The organism is Arthrobacter sp. A5 (genome assembly GCF_051131705.1).
In the GTDB taxonomy this organism is placed as follows: domain Bacteria; phylum Actinomycetota; class Actinomycetes; order Actinomycetales; family Micrococcaceae; genus Arthrobacter_M.
In genome coordinates this window covers 830,007-847,033 of the sequence record NZ_CP180316.1, presented here as the reverse complement: position 1 = coordinate 847,033, position 17,027 = coordinate 830,007, and the positions used below count along the sequence as shown (strand labels likewise).

Sequence of the window (17,027 nt, the reverse complement as noted above, 5' to 3'; positions counted from 1 at the left end):
GCGGCTCAGTCGATTGACGTTTAGTAGCGGTACTGCTCCGATTTGTAGGGGCCGGCAACGTCCAGTCCGAGGTACTCCGCCTGCGTCTTGGACAGCTCGGTCAGCTCGACATCCAGCGCGTCCAGGTGCAGCCGGGCCACCTTTTCGTCGAGAATCTTCGGCAGCACGTAGACCTGGTTTTCGTATTCGGGCTTGCCCTCGGCATCCGTCTGCCCGTGTCTGCTGAAGATTTCGATCTGCGCGATGGTCTGGTTGGCAAATGAGTTGCTCATCACGAAGGACGGATGGCCGGTGGCGTTGCCCAGGTTCAGCAGACGGCCCTCGGAGAGCACAATGATGGAGCGCGGCTCCGTGCCGCCGCCGTCGTCTGCGCTGCCGTCCGGAGCGAAAATCCATTCGTGCACCTGGGGCTTGATCTCGACTTTCCGGATGCCGGGAACCCGCGCCAGCCCGGCCATGTCGATCTCATTATCGAAGTGTCCGATGTTGCCGACGATCGCCTTGTTCCGCATCCTGGCCATATGCTCGGCCATAATCACGTCTTTGTTGCCGGTGGTGGTGATGAAAATGTGTCCCTCGCTAAGCACGGATTCCAGCTTCGCGACCTGGTAACCGTCCATGGCCGCCTGCAGCGCGCAGATCGGATCGATCTCGGTCACGATCACCCGGGAGCCCTGTCCGCGAAGTGCTTCGGCGGCGCCCTTGCCGACGTCGCCATAACCGCAGACGACGGCGACCTTCCCGCCCATGAGAACGTCCGTGGCCCGGTTCAGTCCGTCCGGCAGCGAGTGCCGGATCCCGTATTTATTGTCGAACTTGCTCTTGGTGACCGAGTCATTGACATTAATGGCGGGAAAGAGCAGTTTGCCCTGCTCGGCGAGCTGGTAGAGCCGCATGACCCCGGTGGTGGTTTCCTCGGTGACGCCCTTGATTCCGGCGGCCACGCGGGTCCACTTTTGTCCGTTCTGGGACAGCGTTTCCCGCAGTACATCGAGAAATATCCGGTATTCCTCCGGATCGGCGTCGGTGCCGGCCGGGACCGCACCGACGGCCTCGAATTCAACACCCTTGTGCAGCAGCATGGTGGCGTCTCCGCCGTCGTCCAGAATCATGTTCGGGCCAAGCTCGGGATCGGCATCCGCCCCGGGCCAGCTGAGGATCTGCAGCGCGGTCCACCAGTATTCCTCCAGCGTTTCACCCTTCCAGGCGAAAACGGGGACACCCTTCGGGTCAGCCTCGGTGCCGTGCCCCACGACGACGGCGGCGGCGGCCTCGTCCTGGGTGGAGAAGATGTTGCAGGAGGCCCAGCGTACCTGAGCACCGAGCGCCACCAGCGTCTCGATCAGAACGGCGGTCTGCACGGTCATGTGCAACGAACCGGCGATCCGCGCGCCCCGCAGCGGCTGCGTGGAGCCGAACTCCGTCCGCAGCGACATCAGCCCGGGCATTTCATGCTCGGCGAGCCGGATCTGGTGGCGTCCGGCCTCCGCCAACGTGACGTCGGCAATCTTGTAGTCGAAGCTTTCGCAGGTGTTGGGCTCGGGAGTCATCTGCGGGGTTCCTTACTGGACATCGGAGGGGTGGCGTCAGGAGAGGTGGCGTCAGGTGAGGTGGCGGCAGCGAAGGTTGTGGCATCGGAAGGTGCGTCCGTGGCGCCGGCGTCATGCTGGTCCGACCCGGCCGCCACTGCATCGGAAAGCTGCTCCGGGGACAGCAACAGCACAATTCCGTCCTCGATGCGGTAGCGCAGCGGATGGGAGTCCGGTCCGGGAACCGTGCTGACCAGCTCTTCACCGTCCTGCCGCAGGGAGGATCTGGTCACGGGACATCGAAGAACTGCCAGGAGTTCATCTCTGACATGCGGCATGGGCTCGCTCCCTCAAACTAGGTAAAGTAGGCAGACAGGGCAACAGGTAAACCGGCAAACACCAGTAAGCCGGACAATCCGCCCTTGTTGCGTCCCGTAGTTGTTCAAGCCTAGTACCGGGCCCTCAGTCGCGCAGAATGCGTAAATGACTGCGACGCGCCGACTGGCCGGCGGCCGTGCCCACCGGCGGTTCGAGGGCCGATTTTGTGCCGCGCTGCGCCAACGGCGCGGTATCCTCGTCGGGGACGCAGGCCGCCTCCCGCACGGCGTCGACGAGTGCCAGCAGGTCGTCGGGGCCCGGCCCGGCAGGTGTCGACGGCATGGCCAGCCGCAGAACCTCCCAGCCACGCGGAACACTGAGCCGGCCCGCGTGCAGGGAACACAAATCGTAACTGTGCGGCTCCGCAAATGTCGCCAGCGGTCCAAGGACGGCCGTGGAATCGGCATATACGTACGTCAGTGTGGCGATTGCCGATTCTCGGCAGCCGGATCTTGAACACATGCGCATGGTACCCACGGTGTACAAGATTACCCGCCTTTAATAACGTTCGCGCTCAGACGCGCTGACGAGTCGACGACGGCGATTGGCCAGACAGGTGGCCATGAATAGGGAACAGCGCCTTCAAACCGGCACATCCCGACCGGCCGGCTCAGGGTACGGCGGCCTTCAAGGGGACCGGAAAGAGGCCGCCGTTTTCGGTTAAAGTCTGCTCGGAGGCCTAAAGTCGTTGTATGCAGTTCGAGTCCAGCGGCGCCGGCTTCACCGTAGTTTTCGATGCGGTCATGTCCGATGGTACGGTCATTTCCCCTGCAGCCCCGGGCAGCGAACCCACCCCCCGCGGGCGTGCATTCCAAGCGCGCCGCAGGAACCGCCATGATCGCGGCCTGCGCGGCGAGTTGATGCTGCCGGCCCTTCCGGGGTCGCTGACCCGGGCGGAAAAATTCAACGAGCTGCTGATGGACTCGGCGGAACGGCTCAGCGAGCTCTGGGGGGACGCGCTCGACGCGGTCGAATTCGCCGTCGAGGATATTCCAGGTTCCCTCGAGAGTCTGACGGGCACGGGCGAAAGAGTGCCGATGGCGTTCTTCCGGCCCGCCGCCGCGGACACTCCCGCCGTGATCACGATCTACCGCCGGCCCGTCGAACAGCTGGCCGATAACCAGGACGAGCTGCGGGAAATCGTCCATGAAGTGGTCATCGAGCAGGTTGCCGGGCTGCTCAACCTTTCCCCAGATGCCGTCGACCCTGCCTACCGCCGGTTCCGGCGCTACTAGCGCCGGCGCTTCAACCGGCTCAACCGCCTCCCCCCGCTGTCTGCAAAAGTGGCTGTCTGCAAAAGTGGCTGTCTGGATCAGTACCCCAGAACCACCTTGAGGTCCTGCGGCCCGGAGACCCCGCGGGGCACGCCCAGCACCGAAACGGCTGCCTTGTCTTTGCTGCCCAGCACCTGCGCGCCGTAGACAGCATCTCCCGTGGCGGAGAGGATGAAACCTGCCACCGCTTCACCGGCCAGCTGTGCCGGGTCAACAGTAACAGTCGTTCCACCGGCGACGTCGACGGTCTTGACCGCCAGTAGTTTGCCCGCCGCGGTGACCGGCGTCAGGGACACCTTGGCGCGGCCCGCTGGAACGCCAAAGGACAGGGCCGAGACCGGGCCCTGCGGAACCGTGATGAGCTGGCCGTCCCCCAGCTTGGCCCCGGCTGCCGAATAGCCGAAGTCGACGGCGTCTCCGGTCTTGAGACCGCTCACCACACGTGCCGTGGCGGTGAAGGAAATGTCCGAACCGACGTCGAGGGTGTAGGTTCCCGCAGGCAGCCCGGTCAGCGCCAGCTCCGATACGGCCCCGGCCTTGACCGTGAAAACACCACCATTGGGCAGCGGCTGCTGCCCGCCGGAGCCGTAGACCTTGACCTGGACCAGCGCGTCGGCCGTTCCCGGGACGGTGACCTGCAGCGCAGCGGCGGCGTCCGCGTAACCGGATTGTGCGGCCAGCGATGCCGCTAATGCCGGATCCTGGACCGCGACGCCGGTGATCACCTGCCGCGCTGCCGGCACGTTCGCGGGCGCAATGACGTCCACTCCGCCGGCGGTAAGGCCGCGCAGAACGGACTGCTGGACGGTCGCCGCCACGGGACCGCCCGTGCTCTTGAGATGGACCGAAAGGCCACTCTGTCCAGATGCAAGCCCAGCCAGGACCACGGCCCTGTTGGTTCCCGGTGGCACCAGCAGGCCCTTGGCCCCCGGGGCCTGCAGCGGGCCATCATCGCCGTACAGGTCAAGATTCACGGTGGCCGCAGTCTGTGACGAATTCGAGATGTTCAGAACTGCCGTGCGTCCCACGGTCGTGCTGGCGCCCGCAAGCCACAGATCGTTGGACGGCTGCTGGCAGCCGGCCACGGCCAGACCCGCCAGATCACCGTCCGCGGCGGAGTAGGACATCACCGCGCCGACGGCGGCACGTTGGGCGTCCACGGGGTCCGCCCGCAGGACCGAGGCATCACTGACCGCCTGATTTCCAAGCACGACCGCCTTGCGCTGGTCCCCGGCTGCCCCGGTGCTGGGGCTGGCGACGGTGCTGGGGGTGCTGCCGGTGCTGGCAGAACCGGCGTCCGGCGCGCTGGCCAGGGTTGCCAGCGGCGTGCCTCCCGGCAACGGAGCCAGGATGCTGTGGGGCAGGATGCCCCAGGCGGAGCTCAGCACCATCGCGGTCACCGCCGAGCTGGAACTGCTGGACGCCGCGGAAAACTGCGGATCCGTCCCGCCTGTCGAGCCGTCCAGCAGAAGAGCCGGCCCCGGACAATTCGTCACGCTTTGGCCCGCCGGCAGCGCGGCAACCGGGGGTTTCACGGTGGCTGCAGCAGAGATCTGCGGGGTGACCGATCCCGCCGCGACGACGGCTCCGGCTACGACGGCGATGCCGCAGCCGGCGAGAACGGACAGCACGGCGCCGCGCCGGCGCCGCCCGGACCCGAGCCCTTTCGGGTCCTTCCGCGCCGTCTGCACTGCAGGTTTCGCGGCCGTCTTCGCCGCAGGTTTCCCGGCCGCCTTGGGTTCCTCAACCACGGGTTCCTACCTTATGTATCGCTGCGTCGTGTCCGGGTGCTGCTTCCAAGCTGGCCCCGAGAGCGGCGCCCGGATCGGGCGCTTTCGCGCCGACGTCCGGCACCCGTCCAGGACCAGGGCCGGCGCCGGGCGCGGCTACGCGTCGCCGTCGGGCCGGCATCGGTATGGCCATCAGCAACGTCAGCCCGAGCACAATGATCTGCACGAGGTTCCACAGGGTGAACCACGGCTTTTCATAGCGGACCTCAAGCTGGCCGCCGGAGGACGGTAGCGTGAAGGCCTGCGACCAGCCGGAGCCCGTCGCCGTCAGGTTCTCCCCATTCAGCCGGGCGGTCCAGCCGGAATCCGCCCGCTCCGCGAGCACCAGCCGGCGGCCCGCGTCGCCGGCCTCGATCCGCGCATGTACATCCACAACTTCGGAACCCAGATAGGCAACGGTAGCGCCGGCGGCATCAATGATCCGCACCCGCGAACCAACCTCGGGTGTCTGCCCGGCGATGGCACCAGGTGTCACCCGCCAGAGCCATCCGACGTCGGTCGGGCCAACCGTCGCCAGTCCCGGAACGGCTTCAATCTGACTGGCCAACAGTTCCGCGGCGGTGTCGCCGTGTTGCAGGACGACGAACCCCACGCCCAGCTCGGTCAGCTCCGGCCGCGGATCAACACCCGTCCCGGCCACGATGGTCGCGACTGCCTTCCGGACGGACGCTGTGGCTGCGTCATCCCCGCGCACGGTCTCCGAGCCGGGCGAGCCGGTGATGTCCCGGGCGGACGCAATCGTTGAGAGCGAATCCAAAGTGGTTCCGGCGCCCCGCATCAGGGCCGCGCTGACGCTGGCGTCGGCATTGATGCTCAACACCAGGGTCCGGGCGCGCTCGGTGCCGTTCCCGCGGTCCGCCGCGGTAGCCGGCAGGGTCCGCGCGGCACTGGGACGGATCAGCGGGGGGACACCATACGCTGCGGCAAGCGGCGCCGGCTTGGACGTAATATCACTTTGCGGTCCGGCCTCCAGCGCCAGGGACCTATCCGCTGCCTGATCGTTGCTGTGGACAAGATTCTGCGCCACCCACAGTGTGAGGCTGGCCGCGGGGCAAAGCACCAGCAGCACCGATACCAGCACCGCGGTGACACGGTAACGGCGTGTCACCGTGCCGGCCCCCTGATGTGCACGCTGCAGCAGCGCGTCCAGGCCGAGCACCGCCGCGCCCAAGAGGGCAAACGCTCCGACGGAGACACTGGGACCGCTGAAAGGCGTGACCAGGAAGGTGCCGCCGAGGGCGACCGCGATGCCGCCGCTGAGATAGCCGCTGATCAGCCCCAGCACCGCAACGCCCCACAGCGCCCGGACCATGCCGGCATGAAGGGTGCGCAGCAGCAGGGCGGCAACGGCCAACAGCACCACCGGCGCGCCCACCAGCAGCATCGCTGCCAGTGCCCAGGGGAAGCCGCCGGCGGTGAACCAGGGCAGGGCGTTGATGCCGGCGCCGGTCCCGATCTGTACCGGCTGGCCGAGTATTTGTTCCCACAGCGGCGCATTGACATAGGACAGCGGGACCCCCGGATCCGCGAGGATGGCCCGTGGCTGGTCCAGCGTGGAAATGATGAAGGGCACGAACATGGCCGCGCTCGGGAGCAGCGCCCACCAGAGAGTGCGGCCGCGCCGGCCCAGCAGCACCATGGCAAGACCGAGGCCGACGACGGCGGCCACCAGGAGTGACGGCGCGGAGGCCGTGATGACAGCTAGGCCAAGACCGGCTGCGGCGGCCGCCGTCCAGGACGGAACCCGTCCGGTCCCGGGTCGGCCGACCGGAACAGTCACAGTCCGCGAGGTGCGTCCTGCGGAACGGCGGGAATGAACCGGCTGGGGCGTCACCTGCCCGGCTGCCGCCGGTCCGGGGCGTCCCGCGGCTGCGCCAGCGGCGCGGATCAGGCCCAGCAGGACCCAGGGCATCAGTACATGTGCCAGCAGCGCGCCCAGACGCCCCTGGCCGATGGCAACCTGAAGGGCCGGTGCCGAGGCCCAGATGAGAGCTGCGGTGAAACGGGGCCAGCGGTGCCGCGTCAGGGCACCGGTGGCGAACCAGGCGCCCAGCCCGGCCAGCGGCAGCGCCAGAATGAGGAGCCATGCAACGGCGGCAGAGCCATTCCCGAATCCGACTACCGCCAGCAGCCAGAGCACGTAGCCAAAGGGATCCCCGTGTCCGGGCAGACCGGCCCCCACGGCAATCCACCAGGTGGAGGCGTTGTGCCAGATCCCGCCGAGGCCGGTCGAAAGCGGCAGAAGGGCACCGCCGGCAACGGCGCCGGAGCCGATCAGAGGGAACAAACAAACCAGGCCGACGGCGAGCAGTAGTACGGTGGCGGCAATGGCTCCCGCGGCGGCCGGCAGCCGGGTGGCCGTGCTGATGGCGGCAAAATCGTCGGCAGCGTCCCCGCTCGGAACCAGCTGGGAGGATGCGTCGTCCGGGTCGGTCCACGCGACGGGCTCGCCGAACAAATCAAGCAGCGAGCGTCGATGTGAACGGATCTCCCGGCCGCTGGCTTGGAGTCCGCGCATCACCGATCGTGGAAGAACCCGGGTCGTCGCGGCCATGACCCGGCTGCGCCGCACCGTCAGGGGGCGGGCCAGTGCGGCGCAGGTAGCCATGAACTGCCCGGCACCATAGCCGGGCTCCTTCACTACGATCCCGGTCAGCAGGCGGAACACGCCGCCGAACAACGCACCAAGGGCCAAGAACGGGACCTGCCACCAAGCGGCATGCTTGAGGCGCAGGTGGATTTGCGCCTTACGGGCGGCCTTAGGAGTAGCCAAACCGCGGCGTGGGTGGGCGACGTGGAAGACCCTGGCCTGCGGAACCACGACGACGCGGTGGCCGGCCAGCCGGTTTCGCCAGCAGAAATCGATGTCGTCCCCGGTGCCCGGCAGCGCCGGATCAAAACCGTCCAGCTCCTCCCAGACGTCGCGGCGCAGAAGCATGCCAGCGGAGTTGACGGCAAACACATCGCTGCGGCCGTCGTGCTGCCCCTGGTCATGCTCATCGCGGTCAATCAAGGTAATGCGCTCGGCCCCGCGGCTGGCGGACAAACCGACATCCACCAATTTGCGCGGTTCGGCCCAGTCCAGCTGTTTACACCCGGCCACGGTCACCGACGGTGCCCGTTCAACCGCGTGCAGCAGTTCGGCCAGCGCATCCGGGGCGGGTGCAGCGTCATCGTGCAGCAGCCAGAGCCATTCGGAGTCCGGAATGGGACCGGCCTCGGGAAGCGGGGCTAGCTGGTCTGCCGCGGCCCGGACGGCGGAACCGAATCCTCCCCGGTGCGAAGCGTGGGTGATGACCTTTCCCTTGCCGAGGGCGTCCTCAAGGAGGTCCAGCGAGCCATCCCGGGACCCGGTATCGGCTCCGATCACGGTGTCGGCCGGCCGGGTCTGGGCGGCAACCGCCGCCAATGTTCTGGGGAGATATTTTTCACCATCGTGGGCAATAACGATGGCGGTGACTCTTACTGCAGCAGAAATTAGACCGCTCGCTTCCGTAGCCGGCGACGTTCACGCTCGGACAGTCCACCCCAAATGCCAAACCGTTCGTCATTGGACAGCGCATATTCCAGGCACTGGGCGCGGACGTTGCACGCGCCGCAGACTTTTTTGGCGTCTCTGGTCGAGCCGCCCTTTTCGGGGAAGAACGCTTCCGGGTCAGTCTGCGCACACAGCGCGTCGGTCTGCCAGCCGAGTTCACCCTCGTCGCTGAAGTCATCACTTCTGGAGGGAAGCCCGATCCACACCGGCTGGGGAAGTCCCTGCACCGGCTTGACGAGCAGCTCCAGGGGCGGGTCCGTCGGATCCTCGGCCAGATCGTCACCCAACTCCTGCGCTTCGTGATCGGCCAGGAACGCCGTCGCCTGATCCTCGAGGGACTCCCGGGCACTCTGGTGGTACCGCTCGGCAGCCAGCGGATCCGCCGGATCGACGTACCAGTCGCTGGGGACACCAAGCGAGCGATACTGCTCCGCAGCCTGCCCCTGCACGGCGGACTGGCCGCCCAGGACGGTCGCCGCTATAGAACCAGCCGTCGAGCGTTGTGCCGGTGAAGCTGCACTGCGTTCCGCTTGTCCCATGGTCGTCCTCCTGTGTGTCCGCTGCGGTAAAAGAATTGGCCGTTGGCCCGGCTTCCGGTTCGTTGCAACCGCCGGCAACGACGTGGCGTGGTTCTAATTACACCGTTGTAAGACAGGGTGCGTCAAGCGGGAGGCGATCCTATCCACAAACGGCCCGTCGGACGCGCCGCGCCACGCCCGACATCCGGATGGGCTATCCCGGGCGTGGCGGATTGCTTTAATCGCCGCCGCGATGATGCCCGCGAAAGTACACGCTTTTCATGCCGAGCCGCCGGATACGCGCCGGCCGGGAAAGTGGGCAATATCACATCGACGCAGACCGGATTGCAGGCTTTCGGCACTCATTGGCTTTCGGCACTCACTGGCCGCCGGCACTCCGTGCTGGCGGCTCCTGATGGCAGGATGAGTACATGCCGGGAAAAATGTTCACCATATCCGATCTCATGGCCACTCTCCGAAGTGTCGATGCCACCGCGCCCCGGCTGACCTGGTACGGGCCCGACGGCGAAAGGGTGGAACTTTCCGGAAGGGTGCTGGACAACTGGGTGGCCAAGACTGCGAACTTTGCCGTGGACGAGCTGGACGCCGGACCCGGCAGCACGGTCGGCGTGGACATGCCGGCGCACTGGCGCTCGCTCTGCTGGCTGCTGGCAGCCTGGCAGGCAGGGGCCACGGTGGTCTTCACCGCCGGGTCCGGGGCACCGGCGCCGGCTGCCGCGGCAGCCGACGGCACGGACACTGATGAAACGACTACCGATGTCGTGGTTACCGCCGATCCCGGGCTTCCGGCCACCAGCATGGACGGGTCCCTGGTCGTCGCCGTGGCGCTGGGAGCGTTGGACATGCGCTGGCATGGAGACCTGCCGGGCGGTGTCATCGACTATGCTGCCGAGGTGCGCGCACACGGGGACGTTTTTATGCCCTTTGACCAGCCGGCCATGACGGACACCGCCGTCGTACACCGTGCCGTCCAGGGAAACAATAACGGCGACGGCACCGTTACCGGTGGTTCTGCAGCCGCGCCGGACCCTTCCTTGAACACGGCTCCCGTCACTTTCGGCACCCTGATGGACGGCTACGCGGTTCCATTCGGGCAGCCGGAGCGGGTGCTCCTGCGCGCGGACGCAGGGTTGGAACCCACCGTGCGCACAGCACTGGGCATTTGGGCCGCGGGCGGTTCGGTACTGCTGGTGCATCCGTCCGTCCAGATCGAAGACCGGCTGCTCGCATCTGAGCGGGTCACCTCCGGCCGCTGACCCATAAGGCTCAGCCGCGCCTTGACACACTCGGTATCTGCCCCGGGGCCCAGGACCGTCACCCGCGCTCAGTTGCGGGCAGTGGGATCCTGCTGCACTGGCGCCACCAGCTCATGGTCGTTGGCAAACTCGGGGTCCGCGTCCAGTTCCTCGGTGAAGACCCAGAACCGGTACGCAAAGAACCGAAAGATGGTTCCCAGCACCAGGCCGATCACACTGCCGGCAACGAAGTCCGCAAACGGAGTGGTGAACCCGAGCATCCAGTGTGAGACGTAAACGCATGCGCCGGCGATGGCAATGCCGATCCCGTTCATCACGGCGAAAAGCACGATCTCCCGGAGGATGTTGGCACGGCGGCGGTGCCGGAAGGTCCAGTACCTGTTGGCGACCCAGGAAAAAACGGTGGCGACAATGGCGGAGACAATTTTGGCCCGCGTCGGGTGGTCCGACATCGGGCCATGCAGCAGCCAGAGAAAGATGCCCGTGTCAATGACGAACGCTATGCCGCCGACGGCACCAAACTTCGCAACTTCGCGCCAGAACAACCCAAAAAGTCCCTTAGCGCGTGTTACTACCAACTCAAACATGATCCTCCAGGATCGCTGCACTCAATAAGAACGGAATTGCCGGTCCTGTCGGGGCAGCCCGCCCTGCCGGCGCACCTCCCGACCCCCTGCGGCAGCGCGTGCAGGCGGACCGGCCAAAATAACAGCCAACGTAGGATTCTACGGGAAAAGCCTTGATCGTAGCTCCCAATTTCCTGATAATTGCCCTTCTGGGCATGCCGAACCCGGTTTTCCGGGGCCGGTTCGGTAGTCTGTGGACTGTGACTTTTCCTGTAATCGGTGTTGTTGGTGGCGGCCAACTGGCCCGCATGATGGCTCCGGCCGCCGTCGCCCTCGGTTTTGAACTCCATGTTCTGGCCGAAGGGCCGGATGTGTGCGCCGTCGCCGCCGTCGCCCACGCGCCGGTCGGCGACTACGGTGATCTGGACGTGCTGCGCCGCTTTGCCGCGGACGTGGACGTGCTGACCTTTGACCATGAACATGTCCCCTCCGGACACCTTCGCACCCTCATAGCTGAGGGCGTGAACGTTCAGCCCCGGCCCGAGGCGCTCATCCATGCCCAGGACAAACTCGTCATGCGCGCCGCAATCGAACGGCTGGGTCTGCCGAACCCGCGGTGGTCCGCCGTCGCGTCGGTGCCGGACGTGGTTGCATTCGGGGACCTGCATGGCTGGCCAGTGGTGCTCAAAATGCCGCGCGGCGGCTACGACGGTAAGGGCGTGAAGGTGCTCGACGACGCCGGTGCTGCCGCCACCGCCGCGGACTGGTTCACCGCCATGAGCCCCTTGCTGGTGGAAGCGAAGGTCGATTTCAGCCGCGAACTCGCCGCACTGGTGGCCCGCACACCGGACGGGGAGGCGAGGGCGTGGCCGGTCGTGCAGTCCGTGCAGGTGGACGGCGTCTGCGACGAGGTGATCGCGCCCGCGCCGGATCTTCAGCCAGTGGTGGAGGACGCCGCAGAGGAAACCGCGCTGCGGATCGCCACTGAACTTGGCGTGACGGGAGTGATGGCGGTGGAGCTTTTTGAAACTCCCGGCCAGGGCCAGGGTTTCCTGATCAACGAACTGGCCATGCGGCCGCACAACTCCGGGCACTGGACCATGGACGGTTCCGTCACCAGCCAGTTCGAGCAGCACCTGCGTGCCGTGTTGAATCTGCCGCTGGGAGCCACCGGCATTCTGGGCGACGTAGTCGTCATGAAGAACTTCCTTGGCGGCGCTAATACGGATCTGTTCGGCGCGTATCCGGCCGCGCTGGCCGCAGGTCCAGCCGTGAAGGTGCACAGTTACGGCAAGAGCGTGCGGCGGGGACGCAAACTCGGACATGTGAATGTCGTCTCCCGCCCCGGCGAAAGTGTAGCCGCCGTCCGGGCCCAGGCGGCGACGGTCGCTACCATCATCCGGGACGGCGCGGCTTCGGGTCCCACACAGACCTCCGAATCCACACAGACTTCCGATTCCACACAGAAGGGGCTCCGATGAGCCAGCACCTGGACCACACGGCAAGCCCTTCCGATTCCTATTCCGCTGCGGCTGTGCCCATCGTTGGTATCGTCATGGGTTCGGACTCGGACTGGCCCGTGATGGAAGCCGCGGCCGAGGCCTTATCCGAATTCGATATTCCCTTCGAGGCTGACGTTGTCTCAGCACACCGGATGCCCGTCGAAATGATGTCCTATGGACAGTCCGCGCGGGACCGCGGCCTCCGCGTCATCATCGCCGGTGCCGGCGGCGCGGCCCATCTGCCCGGGATGCTGGCCTCCGTGACGACACTGCCCGTCGTCGGCGTTCCGGTGCCATTGAAGACGCTGGACGGACTGGATTCGCTGCTGTCGATCGTGCAGATGCCGGCCGGAGTTCCGGTGGCAACTGTCTCCATCGGCGGAGCACGCAACGCCGGACTGCTGGCGGTCCGGATGCTCTCCTGTGGCACGGATGGAACGGCGATCCGGCTGCAGGGCGAACTGGCCGAGTTTGCCGCGGGGCTCAACCGCACGGCGAATGCGAAAGGACTCTCGCTGCGGGAAAAGGCCGCGCAGGTTTTCCCCGGGCTGGTGGGCGCTCCGCGGCGCGGCGCAGTGGATTAGGCCGCCGCCATGAGTATCAGCAGCCCGAATGTCAGCCGGGTTTCCCGAAAACCGCCGGTGCTGACGAACCCGGTGCGTTACCCACACGGGTCGCCGGCACCGGTGCGCACCAAGCGCGCCTTCATGCTCCTGTTGTTGACGCTGGTGCTGCCCGGCAGTGCACAGCTTGTTGCCGGCAACCGGAAACTTGGGCGGCTGGCGTTGCGCATCACCTTTGGTGTTTGGATCGCGATCATGCTGGCCGCAGTGGTTGCCCTGCTGAACCGAGCCATTCTCTTCAGCGTGGCCACCAACCCCATCAGCTCACTGCTGCTGGTCATCGCGCTGGTAGCGCTCGCCCTGGGCTGGGCCTTCCTGTTCCTGAACACGCTGCGGATCATCCGGCCCGCGCTGCTGGCTCCCGGCATGCGCGGCATTGTCAGCGCGGTGCTGGTGCTGCTCATGGTGTTGACCTCGGGTTCCGTCGGTTATGCCGCGTACCTGATCAATGCCAGCCGGAATGCCATCACCAGCATCTTTTCTGCCGGTCCCGATATGGCACCGGTCAATGGCCGGTACAACTTCCTGCTGATGGGCGGGGACGCCGGTGCGGACCGGGTTGGACGCCGCCCGGACAGCATCATCGTCGTCAGCGTAGACGCCACCAGTGGACAGTCCGTGACCATCAGCATTCCGCGCAACCTGCAGAACGCGCAGTTCCCGGCGGATTCCCCGATGCACGCTGTGTACCCGGACGGTTATAACTGCGGGGACAACTGCATTATCAACTTCCTCTACACGGAGGTCACAGAAAAATACGCAAACCTTTACCCGGGCAGGGCCGATCCGGGCGCCGCGGCCATGATGGATGCCGCCAGCGGCACCCTCGGCCTGAAGATCCAGGGCTATCTGCTCATTGACATGTCCGGCTTTTCCAAACTGATTGACGCCCTGGGCGGGGTCAAGATCAATGCCGCAGGCTGGGTGCCCATCACGGGTGCTGCCCTCGATGATGCGGGCTACAGCCATGCGCCGCCGGAGGGCTGGATCGCCCCCGGCGAACAGACCCTCAACGGCGAGCAGGCACTGTGGTACGCTCGTTCACGTCAGTGGGTGCTTGAATACTCCCGCAGTGAGCGCCAACAATGTATCCAGCAGGCGCTGCTCAAACAAATGGATCCTGCGACGGTACTGGCCAAGTTCGAGTCCATTCTCAACGCCGGAACCCAGGTGATGGAATCGGATATACCGGCCGCCCAATTGGGCAGCTTCGTTGATCTGGCGTTGAAGTCCAAGAAGCACCCCCTCAACCGGTTGACCATCGGGCCCCCCGATTTCGACATCAATTTTTCCACCACTCCGGACTTCGACGTGATCCATGCCCGGGTCAAGGCCCTGATCGCCGGCAACAGCTCCGCCGCCGTCACCACGGCACCGGACGCCGGTGCCGCACCCGCGGCCCCGGCGCCGGGGGCATCGGCGCCGGCCACACGGGCGGCCGCGGCATCTGCCGCCGAATCGCCGGCCGCACAGACGCCGCAGGTATCCGAGCAATACCTGCAGCAGCTCGCCGAGCAGGGCGACGATGCGACGCTGGAATCGCTGCTGGCCAATAACGGCAGCTGCACGCCCGGATAACTACGAGCTCAAGGAGAGTAAATGTACACTTTGACAAACGTGCTGCGCCCATACGCTTGGGGCTCGCCGACCGCAATTGCAACGCTGCTCGGCCGCACGCCCTCCGGTGGTCCGGAAGCCGAGCTGTGGCTGAGTGCGCATCGGGACTCGCCGTCGCTGGCCACCTCGCCGGACGGCGGTATCGGGCCGCTGGATGCGCTCATCTCGGCCGATCCGGACGGCATGCTCGGCTCCCCCTGCCGGAGCACCTTCGGTGACCAATTGCCGTTCCTGGCCAAGATTCTCGCGGCCGCGGAGCCGCTGTCGTTGCAGGTCCACCCGACGCTGCGACAGGCACAGGAGGGCTTTGCCCGCGAGGAGACCGCTGGTGTCCCCCGCGATGCGGCCGACAGGAACTACAAGGATGACAATCACAAAACGGAGCTGATACTCGCCCTGACGGATTTCGAGGCGCTCTGCGGCTTCCGCTCCGCTGTGGCATCCCGGGCGGTCTTTGAACACCTCGCCGCCGTCTTCGATCTGGCCGCGGCGACGTTTCCGCCGGTGCTGCTTAATGTCATCTCGGATCTATCCGGGACAGACGAGCCGGCGGCACTCCGGGCGGCCTTCCATCGTCTTATCACCGGCGGCAGCGACGTTTCCGCAGCCGCTGCCGCCGTCGTCACCGTGCTCCGTTCGGGCGCCCCGATGACGCCGCACCAACGGGAACTTTCTACGGTGGTCAGCCTGAACGGTACCTATCCGGGCGATCCCGGCGTGCTGCTCTCGCTGTTACTCAACCCCGTCTCGCTCAAGCCGGGTGAAGCGATCTACGTGCCCGCCGGGACCGTCCATGTCTATCTGTGCGGGCTTGGTGTGGAGGTGATGGCGTGCTCGGACAATGTGCTCCGCGGCGGCCTCACCCGCAAGCATGTGGACGTTCCGGAGGTGATGAAGACGGTGGAGTTCCGGGCGATTCCGGTGCCGATGAGCCAGGCCGACATCACCGAGCTGGGCCAGGAAATCTGGGCTCCTCCGTTCGGGGAATTCCAGCTGCAGCGGGCCGTCCTCGAACCCGGCGGGTCCCCGGTGCCGCTGGCGCAGAACGGACCGATGCTCGTCATCGCCGTCGAAGGCTCGGCGCTGATGGATTCACCGCGCGGAGACATGCTGCTGGAGCGCGGAGCCAGCGTCTTCGTGCCGGCCCGTGAGAATCCGGTCGTCGCGCATCCGGTCAGCGGCGCCCGCCTGACCGCCGTCCTTTATGCGGTCACTGTGGCCGGTTGTTCCTAGCAGCCCTTTTCCGCAGGCCTGCCAGCGCGGTCGGCGCGGCAGCGACCAGAGCCAGCGTCTTGCGGACCGATGTGCGGGCGAGAGGCAGCGCCCTGGCATAAACCGGATACAGCCGTGAAAGCGGCATATCCCAAGTTCCGGCCAGCATGTCTTCATGATCAGCAAACCCGAATTTGAACTGCGATACACCGTCATTGAGCAGCCCGTTGAAGTCGTATCGACGGACGCCACGCTCTTTCATGGCTGTGATGGCGGTCCACTTCAGCGTGAAATTGGCCCGGAGGTTCTGCCCGGCATCGTTCATTCCGCCGTAGAGCTCAAAGGCCGTGCCGGCGCTGGTGGCGAGCCAAAGGAAAGCCACCACTTCGTCGCCGTCGAAAGCGGCGAAAACCGGCGAGTGCTCCCCCAGATTGTCGAAAATATCCAGGTAGTAGCCGTCCGCGTGGATGCCGAAGCCAGCGCGCTCTGCGGTCATCCGGTACACGGCCAGGCACCCCGGCAGTTCCTCCCGGCTCACTCGGCGGTAGCTCAACGCCTCTCGGCCCGATTTGCGGATGTATTGGCGCGTCTTTTTCGTCATTGCCGCGAGCAGCTCGTCTTCGGAGCGCTGCAGGTCCAGGATCAGCGTCCGACCGATCAGTATCGTGTTCGGGGATCGCCGCCAGCCTTCGGCGGAAAGCGCCTTAGCAGGAGGTGAGTCCAGCTCCCAGTCAGGTTCAATGCTCAGCACCACCGAGCGATGCATCGACTTCACGTAATCGGCGACGGCGTCGAGGACATCAGCACTGCAACCCGCCGCAGCCTGCGGTCCGCGGGCTATATAGGCAAGCGATCGGAACGGAAACGGCAGCCTTCGGAAAAGCAGTTGCGCAGAGCCGACGAGGACACCCGCCGTGTCTTTGACGAGGACCCGGTCCACGGTCCAATTATGTGCCGCCTTCGTCTGCCCCCAGCCCCATAACTGCATCGGGTGGCCCAACGCGGCGTTAATGGCCGCATCCCACTCGGCCCGGTCTGTGCACTGCTCAATGCTCAAGGTCATACAGTCAACCCTATCCGGCTCCCGGGAGACCCTGTGATCGATGGAAGGCGGTACGGCGGGTTTTCGGAGCCGCGGCAGAGTCCCACGTCGCCCGCGTCACCTTCCGCCAGCGCATAGAACGTGCCGCGGGCTGCGGATTG

The 17,027-nt window shown here is 66.0% G+C and carries 14 protein-coding genes; 6 read left to right on the top strand and 8 right to left on the bottom strand.

Annotated features, from left to right (window positions below):
• Positions 1-20: 20 nt before the first annotated feature.
• From ahcY to ACLLJI_RS03930, 3 genes are all read right to left on the bottom strand, one after another.
• On the bottom strand, positions 21-1,550 hold the full coding sequence (gene ahcY / locus ACLLJI_RS03940) for an adenosylhomocysteinase (RefSeq protein WP_434618165.1): 1,530 nt from the start codon (positions 1,548-1,550) through the stop codon (positions 21-23).
• Complete coding sequence (locus ACLLJI_RS03935) at positions 1,547-1,867, bottom strand: Trm112 family protein (RefSeq protein WP_434618162.1); 321 nt, start codon at positions 1,865-1,867, stop codon at positions 1,547-1,549. The genes ahcY and ACLLJI_RS03935 overlap by 4 nt, the downstream gene beginning before the upstream one ends.
• A gap of 124 nt (positions 1,868-1,991) precedes the next feature.
• Positions 1,992-2,384, bottom strand: a complete 393-nt coding sequence (locus tag ACLLJI_RS03930; protein WP_434621167.1) for a DUF3499 domain-containing protein — start codon at positions 2,382-2,384, stop codon at positions 1,992-1,994.
• Between the two features lie 215 nt (positions 2,385-2,599).
• Between ACLLJI_RS03930 and ACLLJI_RS03925 the strand changes: the two genes are divergently transcribed.
• Positions 2,600-3,142, top strand: coding sequence for a metallopeptidase family protein (locus tag ACLLJI_RS03925; protein WP_434618159.1), 543 nt, complete (start codon positions 2,600-2,602; stop codon positions 3,140-3,142).
• Between the two features lie 77 nt (positions 3,143-3,219).
• On the opposite strand, the gene ACLLJI_RS03920 is transcribed toward ACLLJI_RS03925, so the two are convergent.
• The 3 genes from ACLLJI_RS03920 to ACLLJI_RS03910 form a co-directional block, all read right to left on the bottom strand.
• Positions 3,220-4,932, bottom strand: a complete 1,713-nt coding sequence (locus tag ACLLJI_RS03920) for a DUF5719 family protein (protein WP_434618156.1) — start codon at positions 4,930-4,932, stop codon at positions 3,220-3,222.
• The gene (locus ACLLJI_RS03915; RefSeq protein WP_434618153.1) at positions 4,925-8,380 is read right to left on the bottom strand and encodes a glycosyltransferase; all 3,456 of its coding nucleotides are present in this window, start codon (positions 8,378-8,380) and stop codon (positions 4,925-4,927) included. The genes ACLLJI_RS03920 and ACLLJI_RS03915 overlap by 8 nt, the downstream gene beginning before the upstream one ends.
• Before the next feature lie 68 nt (positions 8,381-8,448).
• Complete coding sequence (locus tag ACLLJI_RS03910; protein ID WP_434618150.1) at positions 8,449-9,048, bottom strand: WhiB family transcriptional regulator; 600 nt, start codon at positions 9,046-9,048, stop codon at positions 8,449-8,451.
• Positions 9,049-9,458: 410 nt separating this feature from the next.
• Here ACLLJI_RS03910 and ACLLJI_RS03905 point away from each other — a divergent pair, with 410 nt between their 5' ends.
• On the top strand, positions 9,459-10,304 hold the full coding sequence (locus ACLLJI_RS03905) for a TIGR03089 family protein (protein WP_434618147.1): 846 nt from the start codon (positions 9,459-9,461) through the stop codon (positions 10,302-10,304).
• A gap of 68 nt (positions 10,305-10,372) precedes the next feature.
• On the opposite strand, the gene ACLLJI_RS03900 is transcribed toward ACLLJI_RS03905, so the two are convergent.
• Positions 10,373-10,891 (bottom strand): GtrA family protein, encoded by a 519-nt coding sequence (locus ACLLJI_RS03900; RefSeq protein WP_283560007.1) that lies wholly within the window; start codon positions 10,889-10,891, stop codon positions 10,373-10,375.
• Between the two features lie 239 nt (positions 10,892-11,130).
• Between ACLLJI_RS03900 and ACLLJI_RS03895 the strand changes: the two genes are divergently transcribed.
• The 4 genes from ACLLJI_RS03895 to manA are packed head-to-tail and all read left to right on the top strand — an operon-like array spanning position 11,131 to position 15,845.
• A complete protein-coding gene (locus ACLLJI_RS03895; RefSeq protein ID WP_434618144.1) occupies positions 11,131-12,351 on the top strand; it encodes a 5-(carboxyamino)imidazole ribonucleotide synthase in 1,221 nt (406 codons plus the stop codon).
• Positions 12,348-12,956, top strand: a complete 609-nt coding sequence (gene purE, locus ACLLJI_RS03890) for a 5-(carboxyamino)imidazole ribonucleotide mutase (RefSeq protein WP_434618141.1) — start codon at positions 12,348-12,350, stop codon at positions 12,954-12,956. Before ACLLJI_RS03895 ends, purE begins: the two co-directional genes overlap by 4 nt.
• A 9-nt stretch (positions 12,957-12,965) precedes the next feature.
• Complete coding sequence (locus ACLLJI_RS03885) at positions 12,966-14,573, top strand: LCP family protein (RefSeq protein ID WP_434618138.1); 1,608 nt, start codon at positions 12,966-12,968, stop codon at positions 14,571-14,573.
• Positions 14,574-14,594: 21 nt separating this feature from the next.
• Positions 14,595-15,845 carry a mannose-6-phosphate isomerase, class I gene (gene manA / locus ACLLJI_RS03880; protein WP_434618135.1) on the top strand — a complete coding sequence of 417 codons (1,251 nt, stop codon included), beginning with the start codon at positions 14,595-14,597 and terminating at the stop codon, positions 15,843-15,845.
• Here manA and ACLLJI_RS03875 read toward each other — a convergent pair.
• Positions 15,823-16,887, bottom strand: a complete 1,065-nt coding sequence (locus tag ACLLJI_RS03875) for a lipid II:glycine glycyltransferase FemX (RefSeq protein ID WP_434618132.1) — start codon at positions 16,885-16,887, stop codon at positions 15,823-15,825. The genes manA and ACLLJI_RS03875 overlap by 23 nt on opposite strands.
• Between the last annotated feature and the right edge of the window lie 140 nt (positions 16,888-17,027).

What these genes read in the sequence shown, in the direction of transcription:
- ACLLJI_RS03925 (WP_434618159.1), top strand. Translation starts at nt 2,600, where the DNA reads ATGCAGTTCGAGTCCAGCGGCGCCGGCTTCACCGTAGTTTTCGATGCG.
- purE (WP_434618141.1), top strand. Translation starts at nt 12,348, where the DNA reads ATGAGCCAGCACCTGGACCACACGGCAAGCCCTTCCGATTCCTATTCC.
- ACLLJI_RS03875 (WP_434618132.1), bottom strand. Translation starts at nt 16,887, where the DNA reads ATGACCTTGAGCATTGAGCAGTGCACAGACCGGGCCGAGTGGGATGCG.
- ACLLJI_RS03900 (WP_283560007.1), bottom strand. Translation starts at nt 10,891, where the DNA reads ATGTTTGAGTTGGTAGTAACACGCGCTAAGGGACTTTTTGGGTTGTTC.
- ACLLJI_RS03905 (WP_434618147.1), top strand. Translation starts at nt 9,459, where the DNA reads ATGCCGGGAAAAATGTTCACCATATCCGATCTCATGGCCACTCTCCGA.
- ahcY (WP_434618165.1), bottom strand. Translation starts at nt 1,550, where the DNA reads ATGACTCCCGAGCCCAACACCTGCGAAAGCTTCGACTACAAGATTGCC.
- manA (WP_434618135.1), top strand. Translation starts at nt 14,595, where the DNA reads ATGTACACTTTGACAAACGTGCTGCGCCCATACGCTTGGGGCTCGCCG.
- ACLLJI_RS03910 (WP_434618150.1), bottom strand. Translation starts at nt 9,048, where the DNA reads ATGGGACAAGCGGAACGCAGTGCAGCTTCACCGGCACAACGCTCGACG.
- ACLLJI_RS03885 (WP_434618138.1), top strand. Translation starts at nt 12,966, where the DNA reads ATGAGTATCAGCAGCCCGAATGTCAGCCGGGTTTCCCGAAAACCGCCG.
- ACLLJI_RS03935 (WP_434618162.1), bottom strand. Translation starts at nt 1,867, where the DNA reads ATGCCGCATGTCAGAGATGAACTCCTGGCAGTTCTTCGATGTCCCGTG.